This window comes from Pseudomonas sp. B16(2017) (genome assembly GCF_002113205.1).
In the GTDB taxonomy this organism is placed as follows: Bacteria; Pseudomonadota; Gammaproteobacteria; order Pseudomonadales; family Pseudomonadaceae; genus Aquipseudomonas; species Aquipseudomonas pharyngis.
In genome coordinates this window covers 59692-85230 of the sequence record NZ_NEKA01000011.1, presented here as the reverse complement: position 1 = coordinate 85230, position 25539 = coordinate 59692, and the positions used below count along the sequence as shown (strand labels likewise).

General features: G+C 57.8%; 29 protein-coding genes. 16 read left to right on the top strand and 13 right to left on the bottom strand.

The features are described 5' to 3' along the window. Positions 1-105: 105 nt before the first annotated feature. Positions 106-669: a helix-turn-helix domain-containing protein gene (locus CAG25_RS19590; protein ID WP_085610605.1), complete on the bottom strand. Its 564-nt coding sequence runs from the start codon at positions 667-669 to the stop codon at positions 106-108. Between the two features lie 85 nt (positions 670-754). Here CAG25_RS19590 and CAG25_RS19585 point away from each other — a divergent pair, with 85 nt between their 5' ends. The 7 genes from CAG25_RS19585 (at position 755) to CAG25_RS19555 (ending at position 7839) form a co-directional block, all read left to right on the top strand. After that, entirely contained in the window at positions 755-1693 is a 939-nt protein-coding gene (locus tag CAG25_RS19585; protein WP_085610606.1) for a DMT family transporter, read from the top strand. Between the two features lie 106 nt (positions 1694-1799). Then, positions 1800-4700, top strand: a complete 2901-nt coding sequence (locus CAG25_RS19580) for a monovalent cation/H+ antiporter subunit A (protein ID WP_085610607.1) — start codon at positions 1800-1802, stop codon at positions 4698-4700. Then, complete coding sequence (locus CAG25_RS19575) at positions 4700-5044, top strand: Na+/H+ antiporter subunit C (protein WP_003192163.1); 345 nt, start codon at positions 4700-4702, stop codon at positions 5042-5044. Before CAG25_RS19580 ends, CAG25_RS19575 begins: the two co-directional genes overlap by 1 nt. Beyond that, positions 5041-6720, top strand: a complete 1680-nt coding sequence (locus CAG25_RS19570) for a monovalent cation/H+ antiporter subunit D (protein WP_085610608.1) — start codon at positions 5041-5043, stop codon at positions 6718-6720. Before CAG25_RS19575 ends, CAG25_RS19570 begins: the two co-directional genes overlap by 4 nt. Beyond that, positions 6717-7205: a Na+/H+ antiporter subunit E gene (locus CAG25_RS19565; RefSeq protein ID WP_085610609.1), complete on the top strand. Its 489-nt coding sequence runs from the start codon at positions 6717-6719 to the stop codon at positions 7203-7205. Before CAG25_RS19570 ends, CAG25_RS19565 begins: the two co-directional genes overlap by 4 nt. Continuing rightward, positions 7202-7480 carry a K+/H+ antiporter subunit F gene (locus CAG25_RS19560; RefSeq protein WP_011334688.1) on the top strand — a complete coding sequence of 93 codons (279 nt, stop codon included), beginning with the start codon at positions 7202-7204 and terminating at the stop codon, positions 7478-7480. Before CAG25_RS19565 ends, CAG25_RS19560 begins: the two co-directional genes overlap by 4 nt. Next, positions 7477-7839 carry a Na+/H+ antiporter subunit G gene (locus CAG25_RS19555; RefSeq protein ID WP_064379433.1) on the top strand — a complete coding sequence of 121 codons (363 nt, stop codon included), beginning with the start codon at positions 7477-7479 and terminating at the stop codon, positions 7837-7839. The genes CAG25_RS19560 and CAG25_RS19555 overlap by 4 nt, the downstream gene beginning before the upstream one ends. Here the strand turns inward: CAG25_RS19555 and CAG25_RS19550 are convergent. Continuing rightward, positions 7836-8276, bottom strand: a complete 441-nt coding sequence (locus CAG25_RS19550; RefSeq protein WP_007950535.1) for a DUF3995 domain-containing protein — start codon at positions 8274-8276, stop codon at positions 7836-7838. The two genes, CAG25_RS19555 and CAG25_RS19550, sit on opposite strands and share 4 nt — an antisense overlap. Before the next feature lie 94 nt (positions 8277-8370). Here CAG25_RS19550 and CAG25_RS19545 point away from each other — a divergent pair, with 94 nt between their 5' ends. Both CAG25_RS19545 and CAG25_RS19540 read left to right on the top strand, forming a co-directional pair. Beyond that, positions 8371-8757, top strand: coding sequence for a DUF2946 domain-containing protein (locus CAG25_RS19545; RefSeq protein WP_085610610.1), 387 nt, complete (start codon positions 8371-8373; stop codon positions 8755-8757). A 94-nt stretch (positions 8758-8851) separates the two neighbouring features. Then, positions 8852-10984 carry a TonB-dependent siderophore receptor gene (locus CAG25_RS19540; protein ID WP_085610611.1) on the top strand — a complete coding sequence of 711 codons (2133 nt, stop codon included), beginning with the start codon at positions 8852-8854 and terminating at the stop codon, positions 10982-10984. Positions 10985-11098: 114 nt separating this feature from the next. Here the strand turns inward: CAG25_RS19540 and CAG25_RS19535 are convergent, their stop codons facing one another. From CAG25_RS19535 to CAG25_RS19525, 3 genes are all read right to left on the bottom strand, one after another. Then, a complete protein-coding gene (locus CAG25_RS19535; RefSeq protein ID WP_064597408.1) occupies positions 11099-12115 on the bottom strand; it encodes an ABC transporter substrate-binding protein in 1017 nt (338 codons plus the stop codon). Positions 12116-12243: 128 nt separating this feature from the next. Further along, positions 12244-12441: a hypothetical protein gene (locus CAG25_RS19530; protein ID WP_039767035.1), complete on the bottom strand. Its 198-nt coding sequence runs from the start codon at positions 12439-12441 to the stop codon at positions 12244-12246. Then, entirely contained in the window at positions 12438-12908 is a 471-nt protein-coding gene (locus CAG25_RS19525; RefSeq protein WP_007950541.1) for a hypothetical protein, read from the bottom strand. Before CAG25_RS19525 ends, CAG25_RS19530 begins: the two co-directional genes overlap by 4 nt. Positions 12909-13315: 407 nt before the next feature. On the opposite strand from CAG25_RS19525, the gene CAG25_RS28890 reads away from it, so the two are divergent. Continuing rightward, positions 13316-13579 (top strand): hypothetical protein, encoded by a 264-nt coding sequence (locus CAG25_RS28890; RefSeq protein ID WP_085610612.1) that lies wholly within the window; start codon positions 13316-13318, stop codon positions 13577-13579. A gap of 39 nt (positions 13580-13618) precedes the next feature. Further along, positions 13619-13855, top strand: coding sequence for a DUF2789 family protein (locus tag CAG25_RS19515; protein ID WP_039767041.1), 237 nt, complete (start codon positions 13619-13621; stop codon positions 13853-13855). Between the two features lie 6 nt (positions 13856-13861). Here the strand turns inward: CAG25_RS19515 and CAG25_RS19510 are convergent, their stop codons facing one another. The 3 genes from CAG25_RS19510 to CAG25_RS19500 all read right to left on the bottom strand — a co-directional run bounded on the left by CAG25_RS19510 (position 13862) and on the right by CAG25_RS19500 (position 16416). Next, on the bottom strand, positions 13862-14065 hold the full coding sequence (locus tag CAG25_RS19510; RefSeq protein ID WP_039767042.1) for a hypothetical protein: 204 nt from the start codon (positions 14063-14065) through the stop codon (positions 13862-13864). 113 nt (positions 14066-14178) lie between these two features. Next, the gene (locus CAG25_RS19505) at positions 14179-15402 is read right to left on the bottom strand and encodes a methyl-accepting chemotaxis protein (RefSeq protein WP_371857733.1); all 1224 of its coding nucleotides are present in this window, start codon (positions 15400-15402) and stop codon (positions 14179-14181) included. A gap of 609 nt (positions 15403-16011) precedes the next feature. Further along, positions 16012-16416, bottom strand: coding sequence for a TraR/DksA C4-type zinc finger protein (locus CAG25_RS19500; protein ID WP_085610614.1), 405 nt, complete (start codon positions 16414-16416; stop codon positions 16012-16014). Between the two features lie 409 nt (positions 16417-16825). Between CAG25_RS19500 and CAG25_RS19495 the strand changes: the two genes are divergently transcribed. The 4 genes from CAG25_RS19495 (at position 16826) to CAG25_RS19480 (ending at position 20596) form a co-directional block, all read left to right on the top strand. Then, entirely contained in the window at positions 16826-17431 is a 606-nt protein-coding gene (locus CAG25_RS19495; RefSeq protein ID WP_085610615.1) for a glutathione S-transferase, read from the top strand. 2 nt (positions 17432-17433) lie between these two features. Beyond that, positions 17434-18543, top strand: coding sequence for a DNA alkylation repair protein (locus CAG25_RS19490; RefSeq protein WP_085610616.1), 1110 nt, complete (start codon positions 17434-17436; stop codon positions 18541-18543). Positions 18544-18686: 143 nt separating this feature from the next. Continuing rightward, positions 18687-19856, top strand: a complete 1170-nt coding sequence (locus CAG25_RS19485; protein WP_085610617.1) for an AAA family ATPase — start codon at positions 18687-18689, stop codon at positions 19854-19856. Further along, entirely contained in the window at positions 19853-20596 is a 744-nt protein-coding gene (locus CAG25_RS19480; RefSeq protein ID WP_085610618.1) for a hypothetical protein, read from the top strand. Before CAG25_RS19485 ends, CAG25_RS19480 begins: the two co-directional genes overlap by 4 nt. Positions 20597-20717: 121 nt before the next feature. On the opposite strand, the gene CAG25_RS19475 is transcribed toward CAG25_RS19480, so the two are convergent. The 4 genes from CAG25_RS19475 to CAG25_RS19460 all read right to left on the bottom strand — a co-directional run bounded on the left by CAG25_RS19475 (position 20718) and on the right by CAG25_RS19460 (position 24094). Next, the gene (locus CAG25_RS19475; RefSeq protein ID WP_085610619.1) at positions 20718-21371 is read right to left on the bottom strand and encodes a DUF2931 family protein; all 654 of its coding nucleotides are present in this window, start codon (positions 21369-21371) and stop codon (positions 20718-20720) included. A 10-nt stretch (positions 21372-21381) separates the two neighbouring features. Beyond that, the gene (locus tag CAG25_RS19470) at positions 21382-22038 is read right to left on the bottom strand and encodes a DUF2931 family protein (protein ID WP_085610620.1); all 657 of its coding nucleotides are present in this window, start codon (positions 22036-22038) and stop codon (positions 21382-21384) included. Further along, positions 22038-23579 carry a DUF2235 domain-containing protein gene (locus tag CAG25_RS19465; protein ID WP_085610621.1) on the bottom strand — a complete coding sequence of 514 codons (1542 nt, stop codon included), beginning with the start codon at positions 23577-23579 and terminating at the stop codon, positions 22038-22040. Before CAG25_RS19465 ends, CAG25_RS19470 begins: the two co-directional genes overlap by 1 nt. 245 nt (positions 23580-23824) lie before the next feature. Next, positions 23825-24094, bottom strand: coding sequence for a hypothetical protein (locus CAG25_RS19460; RefSeq protein WP_085610622.1), 270 nt, complete (start codon positions 24092-24094; stop codon positions 23825-23827). Positions 24095-24383: 289 nt separating this feature from the next. Here CAG25_RS19460 and CAG25_RS19455 point away from each other — a divergent pair, with 289 nt between their 5' ends. Further along, the gene (locus CAG25_RS19455; protein ID WP_085610623.1) at positions 24384-24740 is read left to right on the top strand and encodes a hypothetical protein; all 357 of its coding nucleotides are present in this window, start codon (positions 24384-24386) and stop codon (positions 24738-24740) included. Between the two features lie 67 nt (positions 24741-24807). Here the strand turns inward: CAG25_RS19455 and CAG25_RS19450 are convergent, their stop codons facing one another. Beyond that, positions 24808-25170: a DUF6124 family protein gene (locus tag CAG25_RS19450; RefSeq protein WP_074688720.1), complete on the bottom strand. Its 363-nt coding sequence runs from the start codon at positions 25168-25170 to the stop codon at positions 24808-24810. Between the last annotated feature and the right edge of the window lie 369 nt (positions 25171-25539).

Sequence of the window (25539 nt, the reverse complement as noted above, 5' to 3'; positions counted from 1 at the left end):
GCCTGAATATATTTTCTATATTTATCAATGCATTGGGATAACAACCTAAAGTAGTCTGCAAACGGTAGGGAGCAAACTGTTTATTGGCTGTCGGCGCAGCAACAGTCAGATCACCACATTGCGCACGAAGCGCGCGGCCACTTCCCCGTCATTGCGGTAGGTGTGCGGCTGATTGCTGGCGAACATGAAAAACTCGCCGGCCGCGATTTGCTGGGGTTGGTCGCCGAGCATCAGCGTCAGGCAGCCTTCGAACACAAAAATCTGCTCGCTCCAGCCCTCGGCGTCCGGTTGCGACGGATAGACCTCACCCGGTTGCAGGCACCATTCCCACTGCTCCACCGCCCGGGTGGCGTTGGCCTTGGATAGCAAAACGGCTTTGCTGCCGGGGATGCTGCCGGCCCAGGCAAGTTCGTTGATACGGCCGGGATCGCGATTGTCCGGGGCCTGGATCAGATCGCTGAAGGCCACTTCGAGGGCTTCGGCGACGCGGTCGAGGGTGGTCAGACTGACATTCTTCTCACCCGCCTCGATGGCCACCAGCATTCGGCGGCTGACCCCGGACTTTTCGGCGAGGGCCGTCTGGCTCATGTCGGCGGCGTGGCGCAGGCGCCGGACGTTCTGGCTGACGTGTTGCAGGACTGAAGCCCGCTGAACGGAATCTCTGTGCACTATATTGCTCACTGGCTGGGGTTGGGCAGTATACTGCGCAACATTTGGCGCATTGTGCGTCTCCTCCTTAAAAGTGCGCAAGGTCATGACGTCAGCCAACTCCCCTCAAACTCCCCTGCGGTTTTCCCGGTTCAGCAAAGCCGAGTGCGTGCTGGTGTTGATCACCATGCTTTGGGGCGGCACCTTCCTGCTGGTGCAGCACGCGATGACCGTCAGCGGCCCGATGTTTTTCGTCGGCCTGCGCTTTGCCGCCGCAGCTGGCATTGTTGCGCTGTTCTCCTGGAAACACCTGCGGGAACTGACCCTGTTCGAATTCAAGGCTGGCGCCTTTATCGGCGTGGCGATCCTGCTCGGTTATGGCTTGCAGACCATTGGGTTGCAGAGTATCCCAAGCAGTCAGTCGGCGTTCATCACCGCGCTGTACGTACCGTTCGTGCCGCTGTTGCAATGGCTGGTGCTGGGCCGGCGCCCGGGTTTGATGCCGAGCATCGGCATCATGCTGGCGTTTACCGGGCTGATGCTGCTTTCCGGGCCATCCGGGGCTTCGCTGAATTTCAGCCCCGGTGAAATCGCCACGCTGATCAGCGCCATTGCAATAGCGGCCGAAATCATCCTGATCAGTAACTATGCCGGCCAGGTCGATGTGCGCCGGGTAACCGTTGTGCAGTTGGCAACGACCTCAGTGCTGTCGTTCTTGATGGTGGTGCCGACCGGCGAGGCGATTCCGGATTTCTCGTGGCTGTTGCTGAGCACCGCCCTAGGCCTGGGCGCGATGAGTGCGGCGATTCAGGTGGCGATGAACTGGGCGCAGAAAAGTGTTTCGCCGACCCGCGCGACCTTGATCTACGCCGGTGAGCCGGTGTGGGCCGGAATCGTCGGGCGCATCGCGGGAGAGCGTCTGCCAGCGATTGCATTGGTGGGTGCAGGCTTGATCGTGGCGGCGGTGATCGTCAGTGAATTGAAGACCAAAGGCAAAGAGACACAAACAGTCACGGAAGAATTGGAACACGAGACCGAAGGCTAAACGGGGGTTTTACGGCTACTTTGTAGGATTCAGAGACATCCTCGCGTTTGGCGATCCGGGAGCTGGCACGTATGATGCTTCACAAACTTCCGCAGATTAGAAGCCTATGTCCCTGATAGTTCTACTGCTTCTGCCTTTTCTGGGCAGCTGTCTGGCAGCCGTGCTGCCGCACAACGCACGTAACGCCGAATCCCTGCTGGCAGGTCTGGTCGCACTGATCGGCACTGTCTCGGTCGCGATGCTGTATCCGCAGATCGCCCACGGCGGCGTGATCCGCGAAGAATTCACCTGGCTGCCCAGCCTGGGCCTGAACTTCGTCCTGCGCATGGACGGCTTCGCCTGGCTGTTCTCGATGCTGGTGCTGGGCATCGGCACCCTCGTTTCCTTATATGCCCGCTATTACATGTCGCCGGACGATCCGGTGCCGCGTTTCTTCGCGTTCTTTCTGGCGTTCATGGGCGCCATGCTCGGGCTGGTGATCTCCGGCAACCTGATACAGATCGTGTTCTTCTGGGAGCTGACCAGCCTTTTCTCGTTCCTGTTGATCGGCTATTGGCACCACCGCCACGACGCGCGCCGTGGTGCGTACATGGCGTTGATGGTCACCGGTGCGGGAGGATTATGCCTGCTGGCGGGGGTCATGATCCTCGGCCATGTGGTCGGCAGCTATGACCTGGACAAGGTCCTGGCCGCCGGCGATCTGATTCGCGCACATGCCCTCTACCCCATCCTGCTTCCCCTCATTCTTATCGGCGCCCTCAGCAAAAGCGCCCAGTTCCCCTTCCACTTCTGGCTGCCCCACGCGATGGCGGCGCCAACACCGGTTTCGGCGTACCTGCACTCGGCGACCATGGTCAAGGCCGGGGTATTCCTGCTGGCCCGTCTGTGGCCGTCGCTGTCCGGCAGCGAAGAATGGTTCTACATCGTCAGCGGCGCCGGTGCCGCCACGCTGTTGCTCGGCGCGTACTGCGCGATGTTTCAGAACGATCTCAAAGGGCTGCTGGCCTACTCGACCATCAGCCACCTCGGTCTGATCACGCTGCTACTGGGACTGAACAGTCCGCTCGCCGCTGTGGCGGCGGTGTTCCACATTCTCAACCACGCGACCTTCAAGGCCTCGCTGTTCATGGCCGCCGGGATCATCGACCACGAAAGTGGCACCCGCGACATCCGCAAGCTCAACGGCCTGTTCAAACTGATTCCGTTCACCGCCACCCTGGCGATGGTCGCCAGTGCGTCCATGGCCGGTGTGCCGCTGCTCAACGGTTTCCTGTCGAAAGAGATGTTCTTCGCCGAAACCGTGTTCATCAACGCCACCGCCTGGGTTGAAACCAGCCTGCCGATCGTCGCGACCATTGCCGGTATGTTCAGCGTTGCCTACTCGCTGAGATTCACCGTTGATGTGTTCTTCGGCCCGACCGCCACCGACCTGCCGCACACCCCGCATGAACCACCGCGCTGGATGCGTGCGCCGGTGGAACTGCTGGTGTTCACCTGCCTGCTGGTGGGGATTTTCCCGGCCCAGGTGGTCGGCCCGTTGCTGGCAGCTGCCGCGTTGCCGGTGGTGGGCGGCGTGCTGCCGGAATACAGCCTGGCGATCTGGCACGGCCTCAATGCACCGATGATCATGAGCCTGATCGCCATGTCCGGCGGCATCGTGCTGTATCTGCTGATGCGCAACCAGCTCAAGCGCGGCCGCTTCAAGTATCCGCCGCTGGCGGGCCGCCTCAACGGCAAGCAAATGTTCGAGCGCAGTCTGGTGGCGATGATGCGTCTGGCCCGACGGCTGGAGCGGCGGATCGGCACCAAGCGTCTGCAAACCCAGCTGTTCTTGATGGTATCGGCGGCGGTGCTGGCCGGGCTGATCCCGATGCTGCACAGCAGCCTGAGCTGGGGTGACCGGCCGAAGATCCCAGGCTCGATCGTGTTCGTGACCCTGTGGCTGCTGGCAATCGCCTGCGCCCTCGGCGCCGCGTGGCAAGCCAAGTATCACCGTCTCGCGGCCCTGACCATGGTCAGTGTCTGCGGCCTGATGACCTGCGTGACCTTCGTCTGGTTCTCGGCGCCGGATCTGGCCCTGACGCAACTGGTGGTTGAAGTGGTGACCACCGTTCTGATCCTGCTCGGCCTGCGCTGGCTGCCACGGCGGATCGAAGAGGTTTCGCCGCTGCCAAGCAGCCTGCGCAAGGCGCGGGTTCGGCGTCTGCGCGACTTGCTGCTGTCGATTGCCGTCGGTGGCGGCATGGCGCTGCTGTCATACGCCATGCTGACCCGGCAGACGCCGAACGACATTTCCTCGTTCTACCTGAGCCGCGCCCTGCCCGAGGGCGGCGGCAGCAACGTGGTCAACGTGATGCTGGTGGATTTCCGTGGCTTCGACACCCTTGGCGAAATCACGGTGCTCGCCGCCGTGGCGTTGACCGTATTCGCCCTGCTGCGTCGTTTCCGCCCGCCGAAAGAAAGCCTGCAACTGCCGGCTCAACAGCGCCTGCTCGCCCCCGACGTGGTGACCGATCTGGTCAACCCGCGCTCGGCCAGCGACACCGCGCTCGGTTTCATGATGGTGCCGGCGGTACTGGTGCGCCTGCTGCTGCCGATTGCGCTGGTGGTGTCGTTCTACCTGTTCATGCGCGGGCACAACCAGCCGGGTGGCGGCTTCGTCGCCGGTCTGGTGATGTCGGTGGCGTTCATCCTGCAATACATGGTCGCCGGCACTCAGTGGGTTGAGGCGCAAATGAGCCTGCGCCCACTGCGCTGGATGGGCACCGGCCTGCTGTTCGCCACCGTCACCGGCCTCGGGGCGATGGCGGTCGGTTATCCGTTCCTGACCACCCACACCTGGCATTTCAGCCTGCCGCTGCTGGGTGATATCCATATCGCCAGCGCGCTGTTCTTCGATATCGGCGTCTACGCCGTGGTGGTCGGCTCGACCTTGCTGATCCTCACCGCCCTCGCCCACCAATCGGTCCGGGGCCACAAAACCGCTGCCGCCAAAGGAGCCGTCTGATGGAAGAAGTCATCGCAATCGCCATCGGTGTGCTCGCCGCGTCTGGGGTCTGGCTGATCCTGCGACCACGGACGTTCCAGGTGGTGATGGGCCTGTGCCTGCTGTCCTACGGCGTCAATCTGTTCATCTTCAGCATGGGCAGCCTGTTCATCGGCAAGGAGCCGATCATCAAGGACGGCGTGCCGCAGGACCTGCTCAATTACACCGATCCGCTGCCCCAGGCGCTGGTGCTGACGGCCATCGTCATCAGCTTCGCCATGACCGCATTGTTCCTGGTGGTGTTGCTGGCCTCACGGGGCCTGACCGGCACCGACCACGTTGACGGAAGGGAGCCCAAGGAATGACGGCGATGACTCACCTTATCGCCGCACCGATTCTGCTGCCGCTGCTGACCGCCGGCATCATGCTGATGCTCGGCGAAAAGCACCGTCCGCTGAAGGCGAAAATCAACCTGTTCTCCAGCCTCCTCGGCCTCGGCATCTCGGTGATACTGCTGCAATGGACCCAGACCACCGGCGTGCCCGGTTCGATTGGGGTTTATCTGCCGGGCAACTGGCAGGTGCCGTTCGGCATCGTGCTGGTGGTCGATCGTCTGTCGGCATTGATGCTGGTGCTGACCGGAATCATTGGCGTCAGCGCCCTGCTGTTCGCCATGGCTCGTTGGGACGGCGCCGGGTCGAGCTTCCACGCCTTGTTCCAGATTCAGTTGATGGGCCTTTACGGCGCATTCCTGACGGCGGACCTATTCAACCTGTTCGTATTCTTCGAGGTGCTGCTCGCCGCATCCTACGGCCTGCTGCTCCACGGCTCGGGCCGGGCGCGGGTGTCGTCGGGGCTGCATTACATCTCGATCAACCTGCTGGCGTCGTCGCTGTTCCTGATCGGCGCGGCGCTGATCTACGGTGTGACCGGCACGCTGAACATGGCGGATCTGGCCCTGAAGATCCCGCTGGTGCCGGAGGCCGACCGTGGCCTGCTGCACGCCGGCGCGGGAATTCTGGCCGTGGCGTTCCTGGCCAAGGCCGGCATGTGGCCGCTGAACTTCTGGCTGGTGCCGGCCTACTCGTCGGCCAGCGCGCCAGTCGCGGCGATGTTCGCGATCATGACCAAGGTCGGTGTCTACACCTTGCTGCGCCTGTGGACGCTGCTGTTCTCGGGCCAGGCCGGCGCTTCGGCGTACTTTGGCGGCGACTGGCTGATCTACGGAGGCATGGCCACCATGGCCGGCGCGGGTGTGGCGATCATCGCCGCGCAACGCCTGGAACGCATGGCCAGCCTGAGCATTCTGGTATCCGCGGGAATCCTGCTGTCGGCCGTGGGTTTCGCCCAGCCGAACCTGATCGGCGCCGCGCTGTTCTATCTGGTCAGCTCAACCCTGGCATTGAGCGCGCTGTTCCTGCTGGCCGAATTGATCGAACGTTCGCGCACCGCCATCGAAGTACCGCTGGAAGACGAAAATGAACTGCTGCCGCGTCCGCAGGAATGGCAACGACCGGTCAAGGGCATCAACCTCGACGACGATCAGAAAGCCGTGGTCGGTCAGGTGATCCCGTGGACCATGGCGTTCCTCGGTCTGAGCTTCATTGCCTGCGCTCTGCTGATCATCGGCATGCCGCCGCTGTCCGGCTTCATCGGCAAACTGAACCTGATCGGCGCCCTGCTCAACCCGCTGGGCCTCGGCGCCGGCGAACCGATCTCGAATGCCGCCTGGGCGTTGCTGGCCCTGCTGATTCTCACCGGGCTCGGCTCGCTGATGGCGTTCTCGCGCCTGGGGATCCAGCGCTTCTGGTCGCCTGAAGAGCGACCGTCGCCGCTGCTGCGCAAACTGGAATGCACGCCGATTTTCCTGCTGCTCGGCCTGAGCATCGCGCTGACCTTCAAGGCTGAACCGCTGCTGCGTTACACCCAGGCAGCAGCCGATGCCCTGAACAATCCGCAGCAATACGTGATGGCGGTACTCGGCACCCGCGCCGTGCCGAGCCCGGAAGCCAAGGCTGCGCTGCTGGAGGTGCAACCATGAAGCGTCTGTTCCCAGCTCCCTGGTTGTCGCTTGCGCTGTGGTTGCTGTGGCTGGTGCTGAACCTGTCGGTCAGCCCGGGCAACCTGCTGCTGGGCGCCGTACTCGGTTTCTGCGCCCCGCTGATGATGCGCAAATTGCGTCCGCAACAAATTCACATCCGCCGCCCGGGCAAGATCCTGCGATTGTTTCTGCTGGTCGGGCGTGACGTGATCGTCTCGAACCTGCAGGTGGCCTGGGGCGTACTCAACGCCGGTCGTCGGCCGCTTCGTTCACGCTTCATCAAGGTGCCGCTGGATCTGCGCGATGCCAACGGCCTGGCGGCGCTGTCGATGATCTGTACGGTCGTGCCCGGCACAGTCTGGTCGGAACTGGCGCTGGATCGCAGCATTCTGTTGCTGCACGTCTGGGATCTGGATGACGAGGCGCAGTTCATCCAGCACTTCAAGGTCACTTACGAGCGGCCGTTGATGGAGATTTTCGAATGAGCCCGCTGCTGTCGAACGCCATTCTGCTGACGCTGTTCCTGTTTTCCCTGGCCATGGTCCTCACGCTGGTGCGCCTGTTCAAAGGCCCATCGGCGCAGGACCGGGTACTGGCGCTGGATTACCTGTACATCGTCGCCATGCTGATGATGCTGACCCTGGGGATTCGTTATGCCAGTGACACCTACTTCGAAGCGGCGCTGCTGATCGCGCTGTTCGGCTTCGTCGGCTCGTTTGCCCTGGCGAAATTCCTCCTGCGTGGCGAGGTGATCGAATGAACGCTGAACTGTCTTTGTGGGTGGAAATCCCGGTGGCGATTCTGCTGGTGCTCAGCGGTATTTTCGCCCTGATCGGTGCGACCGGCCTGCTGCGGATGAAGGATTACTTCCAGCGCATGCACCCGCCGGCACTGGCCTCGACCCTCGGCGCGTGGTGTGTGGCGCTGGCATCGATCATCTGCTTTTCCGCGCTCAAGTCCGGGCCGGTGCTGCACGCATGGCTGATCCCGATTCTGCTGTCGATCACCGTGCCGGTGACCACCTTGCTCTTGGCGCGGGCGGCGTTGTTCCGCAAGCGCATGGCCGGGGATGACGTGCCGGCCGAGGTCAGCAGCCGGCGTACTGAAACCGGCAGCTAGATCCAGGCGACAGCCAACAGCCCGGCTCCCAATATCAGACACAGCGGCGAGTAAACCCAAGTGTCGAGCCGGGCGAACCGCGATCCCTTCACTTCCTTGAAAAAACCCACCAGCTCCGAATCGCCGATCGCCCGCGCAAACATCAACAGCGCAATCGCGCTGATCACCCATTGCAGCGCCCAGTGATGCACGGCGGGCAGCCACCACCCCACTCGCATGCACACCAGTGCGGCAATCAGTAGCAGGGCTGCCGCCACCACCAGCGTGATCCAGCCTGACGGCTTGAACGCAGGCCTGAGGGTCAGCCCGCCGTTATCCACCGGAACCTGCGGCACCACCGCAACGGCCGCCCATTGCCCACCCATCGCCCAATACACATGCATCAGGCTGATCACCGCGAATATCGTCACCAGCCATTGAGCCAACACAAAGGTCATGGTCGAGAATCCTTGAAAGGGATTTGAACAAAACATCCTAGTCGGCATTTTTCCATGTGCACGACCGATCGGCGGTGCGGTAAAGTGCCGCCCCATGAAATTCACCCGTACCGATCGCTCACTGCTGGCCTGGATGCTCTATTGCTGCGTCCTGTTCAACGTGTTCGCCTGCAGCATCGGTCACGGACAAATGGTCGGTATGCAGCTCAACGGTATCGGCGGACAGTTCTGTGCCGTCGACCCGAGCACCCAGGCGCCGCTCGCCTCGAGTCCCGCCGAAGAAAAACTGCCGACCCTGGCCAAAGCCTTCGGCTGTCCGCTCTGCTCCACCGGAGGCATGGGTCCGGCGTTCAACTCCAGCCTGACCCTGGCGATCCTGCCGGAACAACACAGCCCGCCGCTGCCGGCCATCGTCAGCGCCGACCTTCCTGCCCGCTTTATCTGGCCTTCGGCCAATCCCCGCGCCCCGCCGCTCGCCTGAGTGCCCTTGCCTTTTTGATCTGTCAGCCCACTGCGCCAACGCGCGGCGTTCGCCTGTGCGCTGACTCCGAGAACAAGCATTCAGGATTCAATCAATGAAACAACTTACCTTGCTGGCGAGCCTGTGCGGCTGCCTGTCCGTCAACGTCTGGGCGCAATCCACCGTGGATCTGGCGCCGATCACTATTGATGGCGAGTCCGGCGCCGAACCCGGCCTGAGCCTCGACCAGTCCAGCGGCATGGCCTCGCGCCTCGGCCTCAGCGTGCGCGACACTCCGGCTTCGGTGGCCATTGCCAACCGCAGTGACATCGAACGTCGCGGTTCGCAAAACTTTCAGGACGCGGCCAACACCTTGCCGGGGGTGAACGCCAGTGCGCCGCCGGGCTTTGGCGGGTTCGTCTCCTATCGCGGTTTCACCAGCAGCCAGATCACCCAGATGTTCAACGGGGTCAACGTTTCCGGCGGACTGGCACGGCCCGTGGATTCGTGGATCTATGACCGGGTGGAACTGGTCGGCGGCCCGTCATCGTTGATCAACGGCGCGGGCTCGGTCGGTGGCTCGCTGAACTACGTGACCAAACTGGCCACCCGCGACGAGCAAGCCATCGAAGGCCGGGTCAGCTATGGCACCTACGACACCACCGAAACCGCGTTCGGCCTCAATCACGCGCTGACCGAACCCGGTGCCGACGTTCAGCATTACGCGCGACTCGACGTCAGCCACAACACCAGCAACGGCTACATTGACCGCCAGGAACGCGATGCCTGGAGCGTAGCGTTCTCGCTGCTCAGCGATCTGACGCCGAACCTGTCGCACACCCTGGCCCTGGAATATCAGGACGAACACGAGGACAGCCCGTACTGGGGCACGCCGGTGCTCAACCCCAAGGCCGGCGAGTTGAAGATCGACAAGCACAACCGCTTCAACAACTACAACGTCGAGGACGGCCGCTACGAGCAGCGGACGATCTGGGTGCGCTCGATCATCGATTACCGGATCAACGACAGCACCACCCTGCGCAACACCCTCTATCACCTCGACAGTCAGCGTGATTACCGCAACCTGGAAACCTATCAATACAACGCCGACAACAGCGCGGTGAACCGCTCCACTGCGTATCAGGTGCGACACCAGGGCGAGCAGAACGGCAACCAATTCGAACTGCGCCACGACAACACCCTGTTCGGCCTCGACACCACCTGGTCCGGCGGATTCGAGTACAAGGTCAACCGGACCACCAACTCGCCGCTGAACGTCAAAGGCGCCAGCGCGGTGGACCCGAACAACTACCGACCGGGGCATTTCTATGACATCCCCGGAACGATGCCGGGTTTCGTCAGCGACAAGACCAACGAAGTCACGACCAAAGCGCTGTTTGCCGAAAACCGCCTGGCACTGACCGACAAGCTCTCGCTGCTGACCGGTCTGCGCTATGACGACATCGACCTCGACGTGACCAACCATCGCACGGTGACCGCGAGCAACCCGCGTCATTTGAAGCGCAGTTGGGAACCGGTCACAGGGCGTGTCGGCATGACATACCAGTTCATACCGTCAGCCAATATGTACGTGCAATACAGCACCGCCGCCGAGCAACCCAATGGCACGCAGGACTTCGATGTCTCGACCGGCAAGCAATGGGAAATCGGCAGCAAGTTCGACTACCTGAACGGGCGCGGCTCGGCGACAGTGGCCGCCTACACCATCGAGCGCAAGGACTTCGCAGTGACGGATCCACTGGACCCGACCAGCAGCATTCCGGTCGGCCAGCAGACTTCGAAGGGCATCGAGATTGCCAGCTCTCTGCGGATCACCGACAAGCTGCTGGCCGAAGGCAACTTCGCCTGGGTCGATGCGCAATACGATGAGTTCAACGAGAAGAACGCCGCCGGCGTAGTGGTCTCGCGCAAGGGCAATACACCGACCAACGTGCCGGACCGGGTGGGCAATCTGTGGCTGACCTATGATTTCTCGCCGCAGTGGCAAGGCGGGGTCGATGCGCGGTACGTGGCGTCGGTGTTCGCCGACACGGCCAACACCATGACCGTGCCGTCGTACACGTTGTTTGGCAGCTTTCTCAGCTACAAGGTGGACTCGCACACCACCGTGACCGGGCGGGTGCGCAACCTGACGAATGAGGTGTATGCCGAGTTCGCCCATGTATCGCCGGCGTATTACCTCGGCACACCGCGCACCTTTGAGTTGGCTGTGCAAACCCGCTTCTAAAAGCTTCGCGGGCAAGCCCGTTCCCACAGGAATCGATGTGTTTTCAAAGCTCAGAGCACACCGAAAAACCTGTGGGAGCGGGCTTGCCCGCGATGAGGTCCGTTGATTCAACCTCTATTTCAAATCAGCTGAAACCTTATCTGCCACATCCTTCGGCAGCCACGCCTGCCACACATCCGGATGCGCCTTCATGAACGCTGTCGCCGCATCCCGAGGTGGTGTGTGTTTTTCACTCATCTCGGCCAGCGCCTTGTTCAGATCATCAATCGGAAAGTCGACCTTGCTGAAGAACTCGGCGATCTGCGGATACTGCTTCTGGAACGGCGTAGACACCCCGATCGACAGCTTCGAGGCCAGTGACCGGGTCGGTTTCGGATTGGGGTTGTCGGCGTCGGTCAGGGTCTTCCAGGCCTCGGCATCGAACGGCGGCTCTTCGAGTTGGATCAGCTTGAACTTGCCGAGCAACGGCGTCGGCGACCAGTAATAGAACAGCACCGGCTTGCCCCGGCGGATCGATGAACTGATCTCGGCATCCAGCGCAGCACCGGAACCACTGCGGAAATTGGTGAAGTCATTCTGCAAGCCATACGCCGTGAGCTTCTGCTTGTTCACTACCTCCGATGTCCAGCCGATCGGGCTGTTGAGGAATCGGCCCTTGCTCGGGGTTTCCGGATCCTTGAACACGTCCTTGTACTTCTTCAGATCGCTGACGCTTCGCAGGTCCGGCGCCAATGGCTTGATGCCCTTGGCCGGATCGCCTTTGATCACGTATTCCGGCACCCACCAGCCTTCGGTAGCGCCTTTGACCGTGTCGCCCAGGCTGACGACCTTGCCCTCGGCCTCCGCCTTGACCCATACCGGACTGCGCCCGGCCCACTCTTCGCCGATGACCTGAATGTCATTGTTGGCCAGCGCAGTCTCAAGGGTGATGGTGGTGCCCGGCAAGGTATCGGTCGGCAGGCCATAGCCCTTCTCGACAATGATCCGCAGGACGTCGGTGATCAGGCTGCCGCTTTCCCAGTTCAGATCGGCAAAGTGAATCGGCGCCTGTGCCGCGCTCACCGAAGGCACCACCGTCATCAGGCCGAATGTGGTCAACCCGGCAGCCAGCAACCGTCGAAATCCGTTCATGCTTTTGCACCTCGTGCCGTTCACAGCAATAGCAGGATGGCCTGACAGAAGACCGCAAGCCTCTGAATACTCAGTCAACTGACTGTAGACGAGGTTCCTGCTTTTTCAGGGGCATGACACGCACGAGGCTACTTTTCAGACATTTCCTGCAGGCTCTTCAGCTCGCGTCTGACCATGCTGGCGTATTCCGCAGGCTGCAAAGCGTAGATTTGCGAGGCGACCCAACCCAGCCAGGCGCCCTTCAACTCGGCCTTCGCAGTGAACAGTCGACGTGCTTCTTCACGGGCGCTGTCGAGGTTCTGCAAATGGAAATCGGCGCGGCTCACTCGCTGGCCTTGAACGTCACCAGTTCGCCCTTGCGCCACTTGGCGGCTTTGGCGGTGACGGCTTTCAGGGTTTTGGTCAGGCCTTCCTGCAGTTGTTCATTGGCGGCAAACACGGTAACCGCGCTGTGGCCTTCCTTGAACACGATGGCGTGGCCATCGGCCGTGGTGACGAACGCGTAGTCGCCCAGACCGTACACGGTCATTTTGATTTCGCGAAAGCGGATGTCCATCTTGCCGCCTTCACGGCTGGGCAGTACCGACGCGCTGAAATGATCGCCGACCTTGAGCTTGAGGCCAGGTTTGTCATCGACCACCAATGCGCTTTCGGTGTCGATCTCGGCAACGTAAATGCCTTCGGCGTTTTGCTCGGTGATGTAAACAAAACGTGATTGAAACTGCTTGACCAGCTTTGCCCGCAAATCACCCAGCACGAACAAAGCATGCATATCGAGGTTACTGACTGCCAAAGAAACATCCCCACACTTGAAAAGAGTGCCATACGCGAAAGCGCGCACAGCAGAAAAAGTCGGCCGGGCCGAAGGTGTTGCGCGATGACTCGAATATACGCCTGAGCGAGCGAAGTGCTCATTCAACGCGAGTTGCACAAGACTACTGGAATGCCACTCGCGAAACCTGCAAAGACGTTCTCCAAATGTTGAAGGAAAACGCATCACGGCCGGCCAGGAAAAACTGACTACGAACTTTAGGGAAAAAACTCACCAACAAAAGCATTTTTCCGACATATCGCACGCAAAAAATTGCTTTAGATAGCGCCATGCCGACAACAGGTGTTGGCGATTCTAGAGCAGCGATGCTGTTCGCGACTACCCGCAACACCCTGTAAATGCGGGTCAATCCATGAAAAGGACTTCATATGTGCACTATGACGCATTTTGCCGTGACTCACGAACCCGCCTTTGCCTTGAACACTCCAGCCTTCGAGACTATTCCTGCAATCGAGTGTTGCGGTCAGGCACCGTTGTTTCAGGTAATCCCGGCGGGCAACGGCTTTTTCCATATCAGGGAAAAGTCGACGGGGCTTGTCAGAGGTTTCCGTGAGAATCACAACGCCGCTTGCGCCCTCGCCCGTTCACTGGAATCCCGGATCGAACTCCTGGCCAGCGAACACCTCAGATAAAGAGAGCGATCGACCCCACCATCCTTCAAGGAGTAAACCATGGAACTGCCTGCGTACAATCTGACAACCCTGTTCGACCAATTAGGGCTGCCTTCGGAGGAAACGGCGATCGACGACTTCATCGAAGCCCATCCGCTGGATGCCGATACCAAGCTGATCGACGCCGACTTCTGGAGCCCACAACAGGCGCAAATGCTCAAGGAGTGGCTGCGGGCCGATGGCGAGGAAGCCATCATGGTCGATGAGCTGAATGTGCGCCTGCACCGGGGCAAGTAATCTTGATCAGTGCAGGCTGTCACCGGTTTCAGCGCTCAATTGCGCAAGCCATGCGGCCCTGCACTCTTCCGCCTCGTTACGACTTGCAAACGCAGTGCCCCGGCGTTCGCCATTGAGCAGCACCACCCAGCAGACACTTTGCCCCATCGCGCGCAGACCGGCGGGTACACCGCTGCCGATCATCACCGCGACATCGACTCTGCATTGCATGTTGACCTCCCAACTTCATTAGCAACCTAACTATGTGGGCATGTTAATGATTTGGATCAAGAGGAAACAGCAACGCCGCTGCACAGCTTAATTGCAGTTCCGGCAACAATGGCTCAGCGCGGCTTCTCCGGTTTATAGCCCAGACGTAACCCGCCCCAATGCCGGCCCTTGACTATGATCGGCACCGACAGGTCGTGCATCAACTCGCCGGTATCGCGGGTGTAAGTCTGCAACAGCACCGGTTGCTGGTGGCTGCCGCAACGGATTCCGGTGCGGTCGGCAAATTTGCGTTTGGTGCGATTGTTGACGGTATCGACCTGCACATTACCGGTCAGAGGTTGGCTGAATGCCTGATTGTGGGTCGGCACATAACCCTGCTGCGTGCAGGCGATGGCGAACACCAGACCTTCGTGACGCGGCAGTAACGGTTCCTGGATGGCCGGCAGCACCTGATCGGTGTAGCGATCAAAACGAGTCTGGAACTTGGCCGGCTGGGTGTCGGGAATCGGCTGATACTGACGGTCGAACAGGTCCTCAAGACTGATGCGACCTTGCTCGACATCGGCCTCGAACCGCGCGGCAATCTGGCTGGCCCCTTCGCGGGCGAGGTCGTAGATGCGTTGGTGATAGTCATCCAGCCCGACTTCGGCCAGACGTTCGCTGATGGTTTCCGCCTGCCCTTCCATCTGCACGGCGGCCTCGGCCAGACGCCGGGTCTGTTGGTCGCTGATCGCCAGATCGCTGCGCATCTGTTCGATGGCGGTGAACAGACCGTCGAGCTGCTCACGATTGGTTTCCGCGCCTCGGGCGATTTCACCGACCTGGGTCTCCACTCCGGCTGCCAGTCGCGCGATGTTTTCCAGGTGCTGACCGGTGTGTTCGACCTGCTCGACGCCCGTGTGCAAATCGTCGGAGAGCTGGCGAATCTGCTCCACCACCTGCGCCGTGCGTTGCTGGATGTCGGCGACCATCTCGCCCACTTCGCCGGTGGCCGTCGCGGTACGCGCCGCCAAGCCACGTACCTCGTCTGCGACCACTGCAAATCCACGACCGTGCTCGCCGGCCCGGGCCGCTTCGATGGCGGCGTTCAATGCAAGAAGGTTGGTCTGACTGGCGATGGATTGAATCACCAGTGTCACGCGCTGAATGTCATCGCTGCGCTGGCTCAAGGCTTCGATCAGTTCGCGGCTGCCATTGGCGCGCTGGCTGAGCTGATGCATGCGCGAAATGGAATCCACCAGCTCGGTGCGCCCCGCCGCGCTGCAGTGATGGGCTTCGCTGGCAGCGCCCAAGGCTTCACGGCTGAGCTGCGAAGTGGCTTGCTCAGTGGCGATCATCACTTCAGCGTTGTTGACGATCTGCGCGGCGGCGTCGAGTTGCGATTGAAGCTTGCCGGCCAGCTCCTTGACGGAAAACGCCACGCCAGCAGCTGATAGCGCGTTATGACTGGTGGTGTAGGAAAGGTCGCGAGTCAGCTCGGACATCGCGTTGCTGCTGTCGACCGTTTGCGCATCGGGAACCGCCCGGGAACGCAGGCGCGGCAGCCAGACGATCAGCACCGCCAGCGGCATGCCGATGTACAAGGGCCATTCGCCCAGGCTCATCCCGGCCAGCAACAGCATCAGGGCGATGCTTTGCAGGGTCGGCGTCAGCCAGCGATTCTTCGGCAAAACAACTGGTGCAGGCAGAGCCGCAACCAGAGATCCATCTCTCGTCATTTTGTTACCCCACGCTTGTTCTCATTGTTGTGACTGCATTAAACGCCACTACAACGCCATTATCCATGGTCCGTTAGTCGTGGGTCTGTGGCAGGTCAATGGAATAGCGGGGAGACTTTCCGGCAGACGAGAAAAAGCAAAGATCGCAGCCTTTTGCAGTTCCCGGAGAAACTGCAAAAGGCTGCGATCTTTTCGCGACGACCCGCATTGAAGGGGTCGCCTCAGGAATCAGGCCTGACGCTGGTGCTTGTCGATCTGCTCGTGACGCTCTTGAGCTTCGATGCAGTACTTGGTGGTCGGGCTGATCAGCAGGCGTTTCAGCCCGATCGGCTCGCCGCTGTCGTCGCACCAGCCAAAGCTGTCTTCCTTGATACGCTCAAGGGCCTGCTCGAGTTGCGGCAGCATGCGCTGGTCGCGATCGATCGCGTTTACCAGCCAGGTGCGCTCTTCTTCCACCGATGCGGCGTCCGCCGGGTCAGCCGGGGTGTCCAGGCTCTCGATGGCAATACGGTTCTGCTCAATGCGCTCATGGGTTTCGACTTTCATGTTCTGCAACAGCTCTCGAAAGAAAGCATGTTGCTCGGCATTCATGTAGTCATCTGCCGGCATGGCCAGCAACTTGTCCTTTGTCATTGATATCTCTATAAAAAACGTGCATTAAGGCGAATTAGGGAGCGTTCCGGCGAACCGCCTGCGGTCATCGGAAAGGCATCGTTTATTGCAAACGCCACCCGGCACTCAATTTACGAAGGGGCGGCAGTCTAAGGCCCGTTTGAGGCCTCAGCAACTGTAAATACCGGGAATTTGTCCGACAAGGCCCGGAAACTGCTCTGACACAGGCTTCACAGCGCTCATCGGAGTGCGTTTATAGCAAGAAATTCAGTCGAGCGGCTGTATATAGAAGACAAACGTCAGACGAGCGGCGCTTTGCCGCAATTCGTCACGGTCGCTGACCGTAAAACCCACCCCTCGCAAAGACTGACAAATCCCCCCAACCTCGGCTACGTTATGCCCTCCCCGGTTCGACTAGAAGGAACGCGTCATGAAACTGATCGGCATGCTGGACTCCCCTTACGTGCGCCGCGTGGCGATCTCTGCCAAATGCCTGGGGATCGAACTGGAACACGACCCGGTCTCGGTGTTCCGCCACTTCGAACGTTTCCAGCAGATCAACCCGGTGGTCAAGGCGCCGACCCTGGTGCTCGATGACGGCGAAGTGCTGATCGACTCGACCCTGATCCTCGACTACCTCGAAGCCCTGTCCGGCAAAACCCTGTTGCCCACTGACCTGCCGCAACGGGTCAAAGCCCTGCGCCTGATCGGCCTCGGCCTTGCCGCCTGCGAAAAAGCCGTGCAGCTCTACTACGAACGCAACCTGCGCCCGGCCGACATTCAATACCAGCCGTGGGTCGAACGCGTCGAAGGCCAACTCGCCGCCGCCTTCACCGCCCTTGAACATGAACTCGAAAAACACCCACTGCCCACCGACGGCCCTCTCCAGCAGGACGGCATCACTCTCGCCGTCGCCTGGAGCTTCACCGGCCTCGTCGTCCCCGACCAGATCGACGCTCAACGTTTCCCGCGCATCGCTCAGTACACCGCGTACGCCGAAAGCACCCAGGCGTTCATCGACACCCCGATGACCTGACCATGAGCGCCACCGAAACCGCCGCCCCGGCCCTCAAAGAAATCTTCAACGCCGAACGCCTGCAACACATCGCTACAGAAATGAGCGCCGTGTACCCGGCATTCAAAGCCAAGGCATTTCTCAAGCATGCCAACGACGGCCTCGCCGACCTCTCCGTCATGCAACGCATGGCCCGCGTCAGCGAAAGCCTGCACGCGGTGCTGCCGCTGGATTACGCAAATTCCCTCGCTGTGCTGCGCGAACTTGCCCCGCGACTGAACAGCGGCTTCGTCAGCATGTGCCTGCCGCACTACGTCGCGTGCTACGGCGCGCACGCGTTCGACACTTCGATGGAAGCCCTGAAATACTTCACCACCTTCGGCTCCTCCGAATTCGCCATCCGCCACTTCCTGCGCAGCGACCTGGAACGCTCGCTGGAACTGATGCACGACTGGACCCGAGACGAAAACCACCACGTCCGAAGACTCGCCAGCGAAGGCAGCCGCCCTCGCCTGCCGTGGTCATTTCGGCTGGAACCGGTGCAAGCGGATCCGCTGTTGGCTGCCGGGATACTTGATCGGTTGAAAGCCGATGAAAGTTTGTACGTGCGCAAGTCCGTGGCGAATCATTTGAATGACGTGACCAAAGAGCATCCGGAGTGGGTGCTGGATACGGTTGAGGGGTGGTCGCTGGAAAACAAACACACGGCGTGGATTGCCAAACATGCGCTACGGAGTTTGATCAAACAGGGGAATTCTCGGGCGCTCACGGTTATCGGTGCGGGGGCGAAGGCTGAGGTTGAATTGCTGGATGTGAAGGTGGAACCGGCGGTTGTGCGGCTTGGGGAGACGATTACCTTGTCGTTTACCGTTCGATCATTGGTGCCGGTGGAACAGCGGTTGGTGATTGATTATGCGATTGACTATGTGAAGGCGAATGGCGGGACTTCGGCCAAGGTTTTCAAGTTGAAGACGTTGGAGTTGGCGGGGTTTGAGCGTGAGGTTGTGGTGCGGCGGCAGGTGATCAAGGATTTCACTACGCGCAAGCACTATGCGGGGGTGCATGCGGTGCATGTGGTGGTTAATGGGGAGCGGTTGGGGAGTACATCCATCGACATACTCGTTAACCATTAGATAATCAGCCGATCTAGCAGGAACATGAAGAGCCAACAGTGGAAAAATCAGATCTTGCTCATTTCACGAGCACGCCATACTAAGAACAAGACAAAAACAACACAATCGCTCTACACTTCTCGTTAAGAATCACGGAGGAAAAGTTGAAAGTCGAGCAAATCATAATCAGAGACGTTGGGGGTTTGAATCACCTCCACTTCAAATTAAACAGCAAAATGAACATTCTATGCGGGCCTAACGGCATAGGAAAAACCACTATATTAGAATGCATCGCTCATTGCTTTTCCAATGGAGAGACAATGATCTTGCGTCGAAATGTACTAGCACAAAACAGCAAAATAGAGGCAACGCTATCCCATAACGGAAAGTCGATTCCGGTAAAAATTGAGTTCGACCAATATGAACCAAATCAACGCGCATCAATTACCGGCCACACTGAAAACGCCGGCTACCTGCTATCTCTAAAAACAACAAGAACATTTGCATACACACCATTAAACTCCGTGAGTAAAGATTCAGAAAAGCCCATATATAGCATCTGGGAAGAGAGCAAGTCAGGCGTAAATATTCACGATATAAAAAACTGGTTTGTAAACCGCTATCTTTATTCGGCCCATGAAGGAGCACTTTCCGAAACACAGCTGGCAAACTTCGAATTAGCTAAAAAATGCTTTTCGGCATTAAACCCAGACTTTGCGTTCAGCAGGGTTGTTGCTTCTTCCAACGAAATTCTGGTCAATTCCCCAAATGGGGCAATCTACTATGAGTTCCTCTCTTCAGGCTTCAAATCCTGCTTAGCAGTTTTCTTCAGCATCATCAAGGAAATTGAATTCCGTTTTCCTGGAGTCAGAGCAATCGATTTCGAGGGAGTAGTGCTAATCGACGAGATTGAACTTCATCTTCATCCAGAATGGCAAAATAAAATAACCAGAATACTTTCCGAAATCTTCCCCTTGAGTCAGTTTATCTTGACAACGCACAGCCCTCACATAATACAGGCGGCCGGCCGCAATCAAATATTAGCCCTTGAGTTCAATGACGGAAAGGTAAGCACACGACCATTACCCGAATCAGATTATGGATTTAACGGTTGGACTGTGGATGAGGTTCTCACTGATGTTATGGGTATGACGGACACTCGAACGCAGCTTTTCAATCGTCTCATGAAGGATTTCACATTAGCAATTGATCAAGAAGACATACAATCTGCAGAACTCGCCTTTAAAGAGCTGGATAGTTCTCTCCACCCACTTAGCCATTCACGCAAGCTCCTGAGACTTCAATTAGCGTCACTGGGATGGAGCGAACAATGATTAAACTCGAGCGGCGCTTCCATCCTTTATGCTTAAACCCAAGCGAAACGACTAGACTCACAAAAATTTTTAAAGAAAAATCAACTTCAGTATGGAATTTTAACGACCTTAAATCAGCACTGTTAGAAACCAGCATTGGAAAATGCGCCTATTGCGAGTGCGACCTCACAAAAGAAAGCAAATATATGGAGGTTGAGCACTTCCTTGACAAAGACACATATCCAAACGAAGTCGTAAATTGGCAAAATTTATTGCCTTCCTGCAAGAGATGCAACGGTTCCAAAGGCAGCCACAACGTTGTAAAAACTCCCATAATCGATCCATATACTTCCGACCCCCGTCACCACCTTCAATTTCGGCTTTATCGATTTCGCGCCAAAACGAATATAGGTTTAGAAACGATCGGAGCCGTGGACCTAAACAATTCTGACCGCGCAGTCATGGTCCGATTCGAGATCGGAGAGCGACTTCACGAGACGCTCCTAAAAGCGCGAGAAAGGCTCGAAGCCTACAAAGCAAATTTGTCAACCAGAACGAAAAATCTTTTAATCGCCACAATTAAGAGCGTGCTTACAGAGTGTCAATGCTTCGCCGAATACTCTGCCACAACTGCAACAGTATTGCATTCTGACTCAGAGTACGGTTATATAAAAACCGAAATGTGTAACTTAGGACTATGGGACTCAGAACTCACGGATCTTGACTCTGCATCCTCCTTGCTCAAGCTAGATATTTGCTGAAACCATTTATAAATTTATAGAAGCACAAGAGCGGGCGATTTTTTTCAAAAAAAGCGACGGACAAAAAGAGGGACTATTTTTAAAAGTTCTTTCTCTTTTCCGTCCCCCTAACCACCCAGAGTTACCAACTGCCATATGGAACGCCAAACTTCTCTATATAGCGCTTAGCCTTCTCATTAACCGGATATGCGTAGCGCCCTCGATTCTTGCCTTGACTTGGGCCCAACGGCTCAATCTCAGCTTGAGCCCCAGCCACCTTGACCGGGTGATGACAAGAATCTCTAACCCACACTTGCACAACTCCGCCCGGCGCCAACCCCAGATAAACCGACGAAATATAGGTAGCCGTTTGCTCTGGCGCTTTCGCGCATCGCTGGTTGACCGACGTAAGCATCAGTTGCCTGGCTTCTTCGGGTATATCCACCCAAACACGATAGGTTTGTGGCTCTACGATCGATTGCCAGCGAACGTAGATTCGTTTGGGAAGATCCGCGCCTACCACTGCTTTCGCAGAACTACCTACACCGTGCCAACCTTTGGCGGATTCTGTGCCATCTTCTGGTTGCCCACCCGAAGCCGATCCAGAACCTGTGTGCAGGAACGTTCTTCCTCTGATGTCTTCCACAGCGGTGTCTTCAACCCAGACCGTCATGTAGCGAGGTTCGGTAATGCCGAGCTCCCACCATTCGGACTTGGGATCATTTTCGCCTGACAACGGATCAGTCAAATGACAGCCAGCAATCAGCAGGCATAGCAAACTTATGAATTGCCTCATGTGCTGACAGCTACCAACTCCCGTACGGAATACCGAATTTATCGATATAGCGCTTGGACTTTTCACTGACCGGATACGCATAACGCCCTTCATTTTTGCCCTGACTAGGCCCCAACGGCTCGATCTCTGCTTGGGCGCGCGCGACTATGACCGGGTGATGGCATGAGTCCCTTACCCAAACCTGCACAACACCGCCAGGCGCAAGTCCCAGATAGATCGACGCCATATACCTTCCTTTTTGATCAGGTGTCTTCGGGCAACGCTGATTGGTCGATGACACCATCAGTTGCCTGGCCTCCTCAGGAATGTCCACCCAAACCTGCCATGTCTTCTGCTCTACGATGGATTGCCAGCGTACGTAAATACGAATGGGTAGGTCGGCACCCACCACTTTTCTTCCACTGCCGCCAACGCCCTTCCAGCCCCTTGCGGACTCTGTTCCGTCTTCAGGTTCACCGCCAGCGGCGGTGCCGCCGCCAGTCCTAAAGAAGACTTTGCCGGTGATATCTTGGACGGAGCTGTCTTCCACCCAGACCTTCATGTAATCAGGCTCAATAAAAGCCATCTCCCACCATTCGGACTTAGGATCATTTTTAGCGGAAAGTGGATTAGCAGACTGGCAGCCAGTCATGAAAAGTGCACAGATGAGAGTGGCGAGTAACTTCATTACCAGAGCGTCCAGTCAGGTACGTGAGGATGTTGCACACGAATCGCGTCTGCCGTAGGCGCATTGATATAGACGGCACGGAGACCACTGCCGTCTCTGCGGCCGAGGGGATGATTCCAGTTTGCGGACATGTGAATGTACTTCAGCTTCAGCTGTTTTTCCTCTTGCGGTGTAGTGCTGTAGTCACCTGCCACAAACCGGTTGCACAGCGATTGAAGTTCGGAAGGAACAGCTAACTCTGGCGTGTCCGGAATATCGTTGAATCGAACACCCTTTTCTTTAGCCAACTGGTGCATTACACGCAGATATACCCTGGATAGTTTACCGCTCACGGGGCGCTTGAGCTGAACCGCCACGTAAACGCGTTTCTTGCGAGTACTGAGTCTATCTTGCAGATCTACCGGAAGGAGCCGTGCAGCGGGGGTGACGATTTCCAACATATCCGCCGGCCAACCTTTGTCCAACCATTGTTTTTTCACAACCAGCGCATCTTGGTAAATCGAGGTGGAGGACACATCGGTAAATTGCGAAACCTCAAGGGATTGCATAGGGCTGATGAGCACACACTCTTCAACCTCATCGCGGTAACCCCCACCAATATCCGAGTGAACGCCTGGCAGCGTGATCTCCAAATGGTCGGCTTTGACGCGACTCAGCGCAAAATTCGCTCGGCACTCATCTCGGGCAGATAATTGAACGACATCTGTAAAAAAACGACGGTCAAGGTACAACTTGATGCCCGTTGCGATTGGACTTTTGACGTCACCCAGATTCGACCATCCAGCAATCGAAGGCACCGTGTCAAAGAGGCCGATGAAGCCAATATTTATGCTGCTTTTGAATTGATCAACGAAGGTCCGGCTGAGGTGCTTTTCAACGTTTCTTAAAACATCCCCTAAAGGTCCCTGTTTTCCACGGGCGACTTCGTTGGCGAAATGCCGAGCGGCAGCAGCTCCGCGACTAAAACCGAATACATCAAATTTCAGCGAGGTAATTTCCCCATTGGGATGTAGATCCAACACGTCTTTTACACGCAGTTCAATCTCAGCAAATGAGCTTTGAACTCGTCCTGCAACACCGGTATCACCTCGCCCAGTACCAGCACCGAACGTACTGTCCTGTTTACCAGATCGCGTTCCAATCCCCTCGACATACACCATCCGAAACGCTTGTTTGTACAAGCTATCCCCTTCGGCTTCCTGGGGTGCGAAATACAGCTCACTCAGTTTCTGCACATTACTTGTGTCGTTGGCGTAGCTGCTATCAGGATCACTCATGAAAGGCTTGCAACTGGTATCGATATCTTCGGGCGCAATTGGATGATGGGCACCACAAAGCAAGCCTGCTGCGGTGTTATTCGCATTATTCCCCGTCCCATCGAAGAACACTCCGATCCGCAGGGCTATGCCAATTTTTTCACGTGCCGATGCCGGTTCCTTCCCGTGTTTCTCATACTCAGCCCAACGCTGGGCATGAATATCGACGGGGTTGGTGCCTGTGTTGCGATAGTTTTTAGGTGGGTTGGGAATGTAGCCACTCAATCCTTGATTCCTCGTTCTGATCCTTGAGAACGGGCAGGAGGGTGACAGTCGATGCAAGGTGGCGCAAGCCGTGGCCCAGTGCCAGCGCTTGGCTTCATGCGGAGAAGAACGGCTCCTCTTGTCACCGCAGAATTGGGTTTATGCCTTGAGATACACGTAATCCAGCACCTGACTCACAGCCAACCTCACAACAAGCGCTGGTGCGCACTCGCCACGCAAGTCACGCACCAGGCCCATCTGACCAGTTACCACTGGCCGCTTGCGAGACAGCCGACGATTTCCCAACCGCTGTACTCCCACCAGGAATATCGATCATCGGAGCAACTTCTGGCCAGACTGGCCATGTGGATTTCGCCCGCTGTTTGTTGGGTACCGAAAGGCGTGCCAATAGAAGCTGTTACTTGATTGACAGTTTGAGGAGCCTTAAGGGTGGTTGGATGTACGGAAGCATTCGCAACGGTGGCGGTGAAAGCGAGCGTTGCGGATACGGCCAGAGCAGTGATGGACTTTTTCATTTTCGAATCCTTTCAGTTATCTGACATGCGGCTTGTGCATTGGCCTGACCTGCCTCAATCAATAATCTGAACAGATCGGGCGCTCGTAAAAAGCCTACCACCGCGCTGCCGGCTGCACAGTCGCTCAACTGTGCTATTGACAAGCTGATGGAGTGAGGGGAGAGATCTTTTCGAACGCTCAGGACTCGGGCGACGCGCCAGGTTCTTTTCCTGTCTATCACCCTGCGTGCAATGGTGGCGCCGAGCCACGAATGATAAGGTTCAGCCTCAAAACCAGGGACGACACCTCGTGCACAAACAATGTCTTGCAGCAGCGATAACCTTCACCATCAGCCTTTCCGCTCTTGCCTCTCCTGTGCCGCAGGAAGAGCTCGAAGAGTGCCAACGAATAGAAAACTCGGCCAAACAGGTCATGAAAACCAGGCAGCAAGGCGTGCCCATGGCTTCGGTGTTGGAACTGGCCGAAGCGGCAGGTAAGCAGAACGAGTATGTGGGTGAGGTGTTCAAGTCGTTGATTCGCGAGGCGTACGAGATTCCTCAATACTCAAGCGAGAGTTTGCAACAGAAAGCGATCAGCGATTTCCATTCCAATTTCTACAAGGCTTGCATCGTGACGGCGGAAAAGAGAGCAAACGCCAACGGTTGAGCTTAACGAACAAAAAAGGGAGCAGATTCAGGTATTGAATCTGCTCCCTTTTTACTGAAGTACTGCCTTAGGTCTTCAGTTCGACGTTATCCAACGCCTGATTCACCGCCAATTCCCCAAGCATCACAATCTGCGCAATCCCTATCGCGGTCTTACGGTGAGCGGGCTCCAGCGTGGCCGCAAAGTTGTTGAGCATTTCGCTGGCCGAGCCTAGGGATTCGCTGGCATTGGCGAGCAGTGATTCGGTGTCATACGCCGGATTGGCCAGGTACATCGGATCATGTTTGTGATGACTCCCCATAACCCGTTGCTGCGGAGTCAGGTAATGGTCGAGCGCGCGTTCGGCTGCCTCGTTCAGGGTTCGGGAGTCGGGGAATTTGTAGGGTGAAACCGGATCGGTTTCCGGGGGGTTCGGTGTTGGTTTGATCATGGTGAAACTCCTGATTTTCAATAGGAGCTACCAGCATCACTTGCAGATGATGGGTGGCAGCCATGTGCGGGTCTGCAAGACCGGGAAACCAGGCACCCGGCAGACCCGAGGGTCTCCCGCACAAAGCCGCCATTGAGCGGACGCAAACAAGCGTCCTTTTGGCAGGCTGTGCGACTGGTTTTTCCGGCGGGCTTGCAGACCCGATCACTGATGGGCAGTGACGGGAATCAAGTTACGGTCGGAGGTCCAGACGCACAAGCCGGCGGATTCTGTCTTAGGTGTAGGGGACGGCGCAAGGCGCTGTGGGCGTCTGGGTGTGACTTCAGGACTGATTTAAACAACCAATGCGCGCCGCGTTTACCTCCGGGC